This window comes from Microbacterium sp. NPDC057407 (assembly GCF_042803895.1).
In the GTDB taxonomy this organism is placed as follows: domain Bacteria; phylum Actinomycetota; class Actinomycetes; order Actinomycetales; family Microbacteriaceae; genus Microbacterium.
The window spans coordinates 1-7,664 of sequence record NZ_JBHVCA010000011.1; the positions used below are offsets into that span (position 1 = coordinate 1).

At 64.9% G+C, this 7,664-nt stretch carries 9 protein-coding genes; 8 read left to right on the forward strand and 1 reads right to left on the reverse strand.

From position 1 onward, the window contains the following. The 7 genes from ACFUTX_RS16380 to ACFUTX_RS16410 all read left to right on the forward strand — a co-directional run. Positions 1–708: type IV secretory system conjugative DNA transfer family protein (locus ACFUTX_RS16380; protein WP_378867163.1), on the forward strand; the 708-nt coding region annotated here is incomplete at its 5' end. Next, positions 705–1,100 (forward strand): hypothetical protein, encoded by a 396-nt coding sequence (locus tag ACFUTX_RS16385; protein ID WP_378867166.1) that lies wholly within the window; start codon positions 705–707, stop codon positions 1,098–1,100. The genes ACFUTX_RS16380 and ACFUTX_RS16385, both read left to right, overlap by 4 nt. Beyond that, positions 1,097–1,615 (forward strand): hypothetical protein, encoded by a 519-nt coding sequence (locus ACFUTX_RS16390; protein ID WP_378867169.1) that lies wholly within the window; start codon positions 1,097–1,099, stop codon positions 1,613–1,615. Before ACFUTX_RS16385 ends, ACFUTX_RS16390 begins: the two co-directional genes overlap by 4 nt. Further along, on the forward strand, positions 1,612–2,055 hold the full coding sequence (locus ACFUTX_RS16395) for a single-stranded DNA-binding protein (RefSeq protein ID WP_378867172.1): 444 nt from the start codon (positions 1,612–1,614) through the stop codon (positions 2,053–2,055). The genes ACFUTX_RS16390 and ACFUTX_RS16395 overlap by 4 nt, the downstream gene beginning before the upstream one ends. 384 nt (positions 2,056–2,439) lie before the next feature. Further along, positions 2,440–3,027, forward strand: coding sequence for a hypothetical protein (locus ACFUTX_RS16400; RefSeq protein ID WP_378867175.1), 588 nt, complete (start codon positions 2,440–2,442; stop codon positions 3,025–3,027). Positions 3,028–3,124: 97 nt separating this feature from the next. After that, entirely contained in the window at positions 3,125–3,823 is a 699-nt protein-coding gene (locus tag ACFUTX_RS16405) for a hypothetical protein (protein ID WP_378867178.1), read from the forward strand. Between the two features lie 22 nt (positions 3,824–3,845). Then, on the forward strand, positions 3,846–3,986 hold the full coding sequence (locus ACFUTX_RS16410; RefSeq protein ID WP_378867181.1) for a hypothetical protein: 141 nt from the start codon (positions 3,846–3,848) through the stop codon (positions 3,984–3,986). A 19-nt stretch (positions 3,987–4,005) separates the two neighbouring features. On the opposite strand, the gene ACFUTX_RS16415 is transcribed toward ACFUTX_RS16410, so the two are convergent. Then, positions 4,006–6,759 carry an AAA family ATPase gene (locus tag ACFUTX_RS16415; RefSeq protein ID WP_378867184.1) on the reverse strand — a complete coding sequence of 918 codons (2,754 nt, stop codon included), beginning with the start codon at positions 6,757–6,759 and terminating at the stop codon, positions 4,006–4,008. Between the two features lie 350 nt (positions 6,760–7,109). Here ACFUTX_RS16415 and ACFUTX_RS16420 point away from each other — a divergent pair, with 350 nt between their 5' ends. Continuing rightward, positions 7,110–7,319 (forward strand): hypothetical protein, encoded by a 210-nt coding sequence (locus tag ACFUTX_RS16420; RefSeq protein WP_378867187.1) that lies wholly within the window; start codon positions 7,110–7,112, stop codon positions 7,317–7,319. Positions 7,320–7,664: the final 345 nt, after the last annotated feature.

Sequence of the window (7,664 nt, forward strand, 5' to 3'; positions counted from 1 at the left end):
GCGTTCCTCGACGACGCCAACACTCTCTATCTGATCGGCTCCGCCTCAGGGGCATCAGCAATGGGCGGGTGGCTGTCCGCGGTGCTGGACGACATCGTCGAGGTCGCCCGCATCCGCGCTCTCGCCTCCCCCGGCTCGAGACTCCAACACCCGCTCGGACTGATCCTGGACGAGATCGTCAACATGTTCCGCTGGGGCAACCTGCCCCGCATCATGGCCGACGGCGGCGGCCGCGGCATCTGCACCTTCGTCGTCCTCCAAGCCCTCTCCCAAGCCGAGACCGCATGGTCGCGCGCCGAAGCCGACACCATCTGGGCCGCCGCCACCGCCAAAGTCATCCTCGGCGGCGCCAGTCACGTCGACCACCTCCGCGACATTGAAGCGCTCCTCGGCACCCGCGAGACCCGCCGCACAAACCGGTCCTGGTCCACCCGCGACTCCGGGCACTCCACCAGCGAACAGCGAGAGCGCTTCCCGCTGATGTCAGTCGACGAGATCCGACGGATGCCGCACAACACCGGTCTCCTCGCCTACCGCAACCGCCGTGGCGTACTGCTCGAGCTCACCGGCTGGGACGAACGCCGCGACGCGAACGACATCCGCACCACCAAAGCCGCAACCGAAGCCGAACAAGCGCAAGTCTTCCGCACCCCCGCGCCGGCACCCGCCCCAGACACAGAGACTGCTGTCGAGGAGGTGCCCGAGTGAGCAACACACGTCGACCCGCCGTCACCGGCCGTCAGTACCGCACCGGTTACCTGAAGTCGCCTATGTGGTTCGCGCGACGCGACCGATGGTTCCGAACGCACTCCCGCACCGGCATCCCACTCACCTGCCAGGCCTGCGGCCACGCAGGGATCCCGGCCGAACTAGAGCTGCACCATGCCGACTACCACGGCGTCTATAGGGTCGCCGGGCAGTGGAAAGCCCGCGAGCGACACCTCGACCTCGTGCCGCTGCACCCTCGATGCCACGAACTTCTGCACCGGCTCATCGACCGTGACGCCGTCCTATCCCGCGGCCGCGACCGCCGCACCGCCTCCGCCCTCGCCCTCGCTCGCCTCCGCGCCAAGCTCACCCGATCGGACGGTGCGGGATGATCGGCGACGAGGACTTCAGCGACGCGGAGCGGGCCTTCGCCGCCGGCTTCACCGCCCCCTACACGAGCCGCGACCTCTCGTCGGAGGCCCTCGGGGCCCACATCGTCGACTGGTACACCCTCCCAGACGCGACTGCTGCCAGCGAGTGGGAGGCGCTGAGGCTCTGGGTGGAATGGGTCAGCGTCCGGTACAACATCCCACAGACGGTCATCCCGCTCTGCTGGTACCAGCACGGCGCCCTCGTCGAAGAACTCTCCGCCCTGCACACCGCTCACCGTGCCGCGTTCGACCGCTCCGACGCCGGCTACGGACCCGTCGGCTGGCACGAACGGGCCGCTATCGCCCTCCCCCGCCTGGCGAAGGCGTACGGCGGCGGCTGCAACAACGGACACCAACCCACCAAACCCCGCACCTGGCCCCAGCCGCGTGCGGAATGGGACGCGTGGACCAGCCAGGCCCACGCCCACCGAGACACCCACACGGGTGACTCCCAACGAAAGGAAACCCACCCATGACGACCAAGATCCCGGTCACCATCGAGGGCAACCTCACCGGCGACCCAGAACACGGCACCGGAGAATCAGGGACCGACTACGCCAGATTCACCGTCGCCGTCAACGACCGACGCCTCAACGAAGCAACACAGAGATGGGAAGACGCCGGCACGGTCTTCCACCGCATCGTCGTCTTCAACCAGCAGGCCCGCCACGTCGCCGACTCGCTCCGCAAAGGCGACAGCGTCCTCGTCGCCGGCGACCTGCGATTCGGCACCTACATCGAAAAGGACTCCGGCCAGACCCGCGAAACCCGCGACATCGTCGCGGAAAACGTCGGCGCCTCGCTGAAGTTCACCGACATCACCCTCGAGCGCAGCCCAAAAGCTGAGGGCCCCGCAGCAGACGCTACGGGGCCGTACACCGCACCGGTAGCAGCCGGCGCAGCAGTCACTCGCTAAACCCTCCGCAAGAAGAGCGGGCGGGAGCCATCGTACTCCCGCCCGCTCCACCATCTCCAGGACGTGGCCGACGACACCCGTCCAGTCGCCGCGAGTCCCCTTGACCGTTACCGCGTGGACTATATGGAAGCGGGTTAGGCGCGTTCCGCCTCGCATATCTAGCGGGCCAAGATAATCGACCTTCGATTACCAACACCATCCGAGCCACGGGGGGTTATCAATCCGCCCGATCCTGACAGGCGTTCGCCGAGCGTCGCATCGCCACTCGAACCGCGACGATAAATCAGCTATTATTTGCGCTAGCGAGTGCAGACGGACAGTATTACGCACATGAAGCGTGACTCGCGGGGTCCCTCGGGCAAGTCGCCCGTCGTAGGGTCGTTTGTGAAATTCATTCTGATAGTACTCAGCGCGGGTTTTTTGATCGCGACCGCGGAGGGCACTGCGTATGCCGACGACCCGCCATTCGGCAGCTTGTGCAATGAGAATCCATACGCTCCCGGCACGAACGTAGCGCCATGCTTCGCGGACGACGCAAACATGGACTACTGCACCCCGTCGACCTATCCGGCCGCGTACGGCAACATCTTTGTCGCGGCTATGGCAAATCTCGATTCGCAAACGCAAATGTACGACACGTATCAACCGACATGCGGGACGCAGACGGACATCGGCGGGTACTTGAATACGTCTCCGGAAGTGAATCTCACTGGAACGGCCATTCGCGGAATTGCATTATGCACGAAACCGCTCGGAGGTTGGGGCTCGACGCGGTGCGACCAAGGTTCTCTTGTCATCAACACCTCGCTGGTCAGCGGCACTCAGGCACGGAAGACCTTGTGCCATGAGATCGGCCACTTCACGGGGCTCTACCATTACTCGGGCACCTCTTACAGTTGCATGGTTAGTGGCAGTTCCACGACGATCACCTACAGCCCAAGCGAGGTATCGCTGATTAACGCGAAGTACTAGAAGCGGCTGGTCTGATGAGACGATCGACCGGAGCCGAATACTTTCAGGAATGAGTTCATCAGTTGGCGGAACCTCGCCGGCGACAGAGGAAGAATCCATGCTTCGCAACAGACTTCAGCGGTTAGGCCTGGTAGTGGCCATCGGGATGGGTGTATCGGCGTCGGTCGCCGGCTGCAGTGGTGCGGAGGAGGCCCGGCCGCCAACAAGCTCGGAGGCTCCAGCGGACAGAAGCGCCGAAGCCGAAACTGCCAGCGGCATGCTCGGCGACTGGGGAGTATTGGGCTACGACGCTGATCCGGTATCCAACACGAACGAGTTGCTCAAGTACACCGACATCGTCGCGACAGGTGTTCTCGCAACCATCGAGCAGGGGGAGTTCGCGTACGCCGACGGACCGTTCAGACCCGTGATCGCCCGACTCGACCGCGTCGAGGTCGTGCAAGGGAAGCTGGCAGAAGGATCTGACGGCTCACTTTACGTCGCGCTGATCGCGCCAGCTGGCGCCGAGGCCGTGGCAAGGACGCTACCCATCGGGACGCCGGTCGCGCTTTACGGGCGAGCAATCTCGACGGAGACGAGGGATGGCGTCGTGCGTGGCATACCGGAGGGGCAGACCCTTTACGGCTCTGTCCACCCCGTGGGTCTTGTCTTTCAATTCCAGACTGCCGACGGCCCGGTCCTGATCTGGCCGGAAGCGGCCGGGACGAGCGTCGGACAGGTGCTCGCTGACGTGATGCCGGGCGCGGACCTAAAGATCGACTACGACGAAGATTCATATCTCGGAGCGGTGAAATGATTCGCCCCCGCAGTAGCTCGGCATGTTCCTCGTCCTTGCCGCGCTGCTGCGCCTCGCCAGTCAGGGCGTGATCGAGCACCACCACCAACGGGACGCCGCCGACCGCCGCCGCCTCACCGAACATCGCGTGTGCACGCGCGAGCCTACGTCGAGTTGGTCGTGACCCTCCTCCTAGAAGGGTCCTAGAGCCGGTCACCTGGACCGAGCCGTGCGTCACTGCCCCCGGCATGGTGAGCGATAGCGGGCACGCGTACCGGGGCAGTCGGCCGCGCCGCGCGTTGAAGATCGGTGCGCGCCGCTACGCGCGAGTCGTCGACGGTCGTCTCAGGGACGCCTCGGGCAAGCGTGGTGGCGATGGCTTCTTTCGCTGTGTCGGCAGACGCGGCGATGACGATCGTCTGGTTGCGTTGTCGTCCTCGAGTCAGGCCGACGTAGAGGCCGGCGGCATCAACGTCCGGGCCGACGAGGCACTCGTCTGTCGTCTCTCCTTGGATGCCGTGAACGGTCGTTGCATAGGCGAGGTGAACGTGGTCGGCGACGTAGTCCAGGGGGATCCGCCGGCGGTCGGTGGAATCGCTGATGTTCTGAAGTTCAATCCGGTCGGGTTGGATCCGGCGAATGATCCACGTGGCACGGTTTTGCACTCCTGACTGGGTGTCGTTGCGGCGGGTCTGAATGATGTCGCCCTCGAGCAAGCGTTGGCCGTCCTGACCAAAGGCCACCCGGTTCGATAGGAGCTGGACTGCCTCGATCCGACGCTGCTGGATTGCTTCGTTCACCGCGTCCGCTTCGTCGTTGGTACCAACCACCAGGGCCATTCGCATCCTTGCGTGCTGAGCAGCGAGCCACGTATCGACCATCATTCTGCGGGCTTCGTCGGCACTCTCTACCCGCACGACGTGGCCGCCGGCGCCGAGGTCCGCGGCCACAGCGAGGGCTTCCTCGTGTGTTGCGGCGTTGCGGAGGCGGAGAGTGAGGGCGGCGTAGGTCGGGTCGGTGAAGCGGTGGACGTCGGTGAGCTCGACGATTCGGTTCGCGTGTTGGTGCATGAGTGCCATCGCGCCGGCGTGGCCGACAGGTGCGGCCTGGTGCGGGTCCCCGACCATCGCGATTCCGGCGCCGGTTTGTAGGGCGAGCTCGGCGAGTGCGCGGGCCGAGTGCAGGTCGACCATGCCGGCCTCGTCGACGATGACGCGGTCCCCGTGTTGGAGTGGGAATAGGCGCGGGCCGGAGTAGGTCGAGCCTTCGTCGTCGACGTCGCCCGGGGCGAGCTGGCTCCACACTTGCACTCCGGTCTCGTCATGTCTCCACCGGTAGCCGTGATCGTGGAGAAGAGCGTGAAGGCTGGAGGCGGTGGCGCCGATCTCGCGTTCGGCGACCGTGGCTGCTTTCTTGGTTGGGGCAACCACGATCATTTGTCGTTGCTGTGCGGCAAGTCCGTGTGACGCGATCTTCAGGATGGTGGTCTTGCCGGCGCCGGCAGGCCCGGTCACGGTAACCAGTCGGTCCGTGCCCACGAGTGCGGTGACGGCGTCCAGTTGTCCTTCGGTGAGTTTCGTTTCCGAGTGGAGGGCGCTGGCGAGCGTTACAACCGCGTCGCGAGCGGGTACGCGTCCCGGGGTGGAGAGCCGGCCGAACAGCGCGGCGACGCGGAGCTTGAGCATGACTGTCCGCTCAGCCATCAGCGCTTTGATGTGCGCGGGCTTGTCGCGATCGTCCGGAATGAGGTCGATGGTTTTCGCGAGCGCACGTTGGGCGATGTCATCAATCAGCTCCTCGACCATCGCGCGCTCGGCGACGATGCCGCTTTGCGCAAGTGCTCTGATCGCGCCGGCGCGGAGATCCCAGGGGCTGAATCTTCCACTGCTGGATACCGAGCGATCGTCCGCGTCCACGAGCGCGACGCCGGCAAGCCGCGCGCGATCCACGCTTCCGACGGGGATCGGCTGGGCAGACGTAGGAGGTCTGGGGCACTGCAACGTTGAGTCGATCGCGGCGAGTTCGTCCCGCACTCGTTCGCTCCAGGCATCTTCGTCGAGACGGCCGGGCTTGTTTGGGCGGCCGATCGCCCACGCTTGTTCGTCGATGTGGTGCAGCTCCTCGGGGCCGGGCTCGGCATCGGGATGCGATTTCCGCCACGCCGTGATGAGTGAGAGACGGTTGGCTTCGATCTGGTTCGAGCGTCGGGAGAACGGCCGCACTGCTTCCACGAGCTGCGAGATCTCGCCGGTGCTGTCGAGCGTGAACCCGTGGGCCGCGCAGGCGGCGATCCACTGCGGGTCTGTCCGTGATGCCAGTTCACCCTCGGCGTTGATGACGGTGTGCAGTTTCATGGCGACACGGGAGTCGACGTTGGACCACTTTCCGTCGGCCCCTTGGACTTTGATGTTCAGCCAGAGGTGTCGATGCACGTGCGGGTCCAAGGCGCGAGAGCGACGGTGCTGCAGCTCGACGACCTCGAGGCGTGCGATACCTTCCCGGATGCAACCGCCGGCGCCCCGTCGGGCGTTGAGGTCACGTTGCCAGCTGGTGATGATGCGGTTCCGGAGCCGGTCCTGCAGGGCCTCGAACTCGGCTGCGATCTCCGGGTTGATGATCGCGGCGATGCTGTACGACTTGGGGAAGTTGATGGTGCCGTCGAGCATCAAGTCGGCGTTCGGCGAATGCATCTGCCGGCCGCGGGGTTCACCAGTGGCGGGATTCTCCCCGGAGATCCAACGGCGCAGTGCGCCGACACTCAGCGCGTCCGTGTGGATCGCATGACTGGTCGCGACGAACCGAGTGACGGACGCGCCCCCGCCGTATCCGAGGGCTGCCTCGACACCCTGCAGACTCCCGAAGTGTGCATCGCAGCTGGCCTCCGTTGCGTACGCGACCGCGTTGCTCACGCCGCGGGAATCCACCCCGCGCTTCCATCTCCGCAGCCCGCCGCGCATGCCGCCAGATTACCCGTATTTGCTTATACACGACACACCTTCGCAAGAAGTGCCTACGTGCATTGCACTAATGATTGCTGCAATGCTCGCTACGCTTTGGCATCTGGGTCGAGCGAGCCCGCGCTCATCGTCGTCGGGCCGCGTACGTAAGTGGTGCCGTCTTCGCTCGCGATCGCGGTCGGGTCATTTGCGAATCCGCCGCCCCGCATCCTCGACCGCGAGAGGGGCCGGCGCACATACCGCGGGTCGGCCCGATTGAGGACCGGCCATCGCGCGGCCGAAGGACGTCGCATGGATGTCGGACGTCGCTGATAGTTGTATGCCTTGAGTCATCGACGATGGGGGAAACCATGATCGACATCGATCCAATTCGGGACGCAATGTGGCAGGCGCGTTGGGATGGTTTTGTGCTGATCTGGCAAGCGATTTGGGCAAATGTCCTCGCTCACTGGTGGGTCGGGCCTGTGCTACTGCTGGCGCTGATCACAGCTGGGCGAAGGAAGCTCCTGCGGCTGGCGCGCGGGGTTGGCACCACATTTCTGCGGGCGAACACCGACTGATTCTCAACCACTGCCCGCACGTTTTCGGGGGACTGCCGCCATTCGCGCGACGCATGTGTGGGGATTGGTCCGAGGGCCGCGGCCAGCACCTCGAGTGGTTCGTTCTCATTCATGGTGACTCCTCCGAGTCGGAACCGGCGGCGCCCCCTGGACGGGACCATCCACGCCGCGGCCGAACGAGGAGCAGACGCCTGGTACGAATGGTCAGACAGAAGTGTCAATCTTCTGTGGTTTCCAAGACGACTCTCGAGCGCTAGATGTGATGTCCAGGGACGTTGCTACGTGAATCGCGGATGATCTGCTGACGGGTGAGGGCCTCCCGTTGTGAAGTGGAGCTGTCTAGGA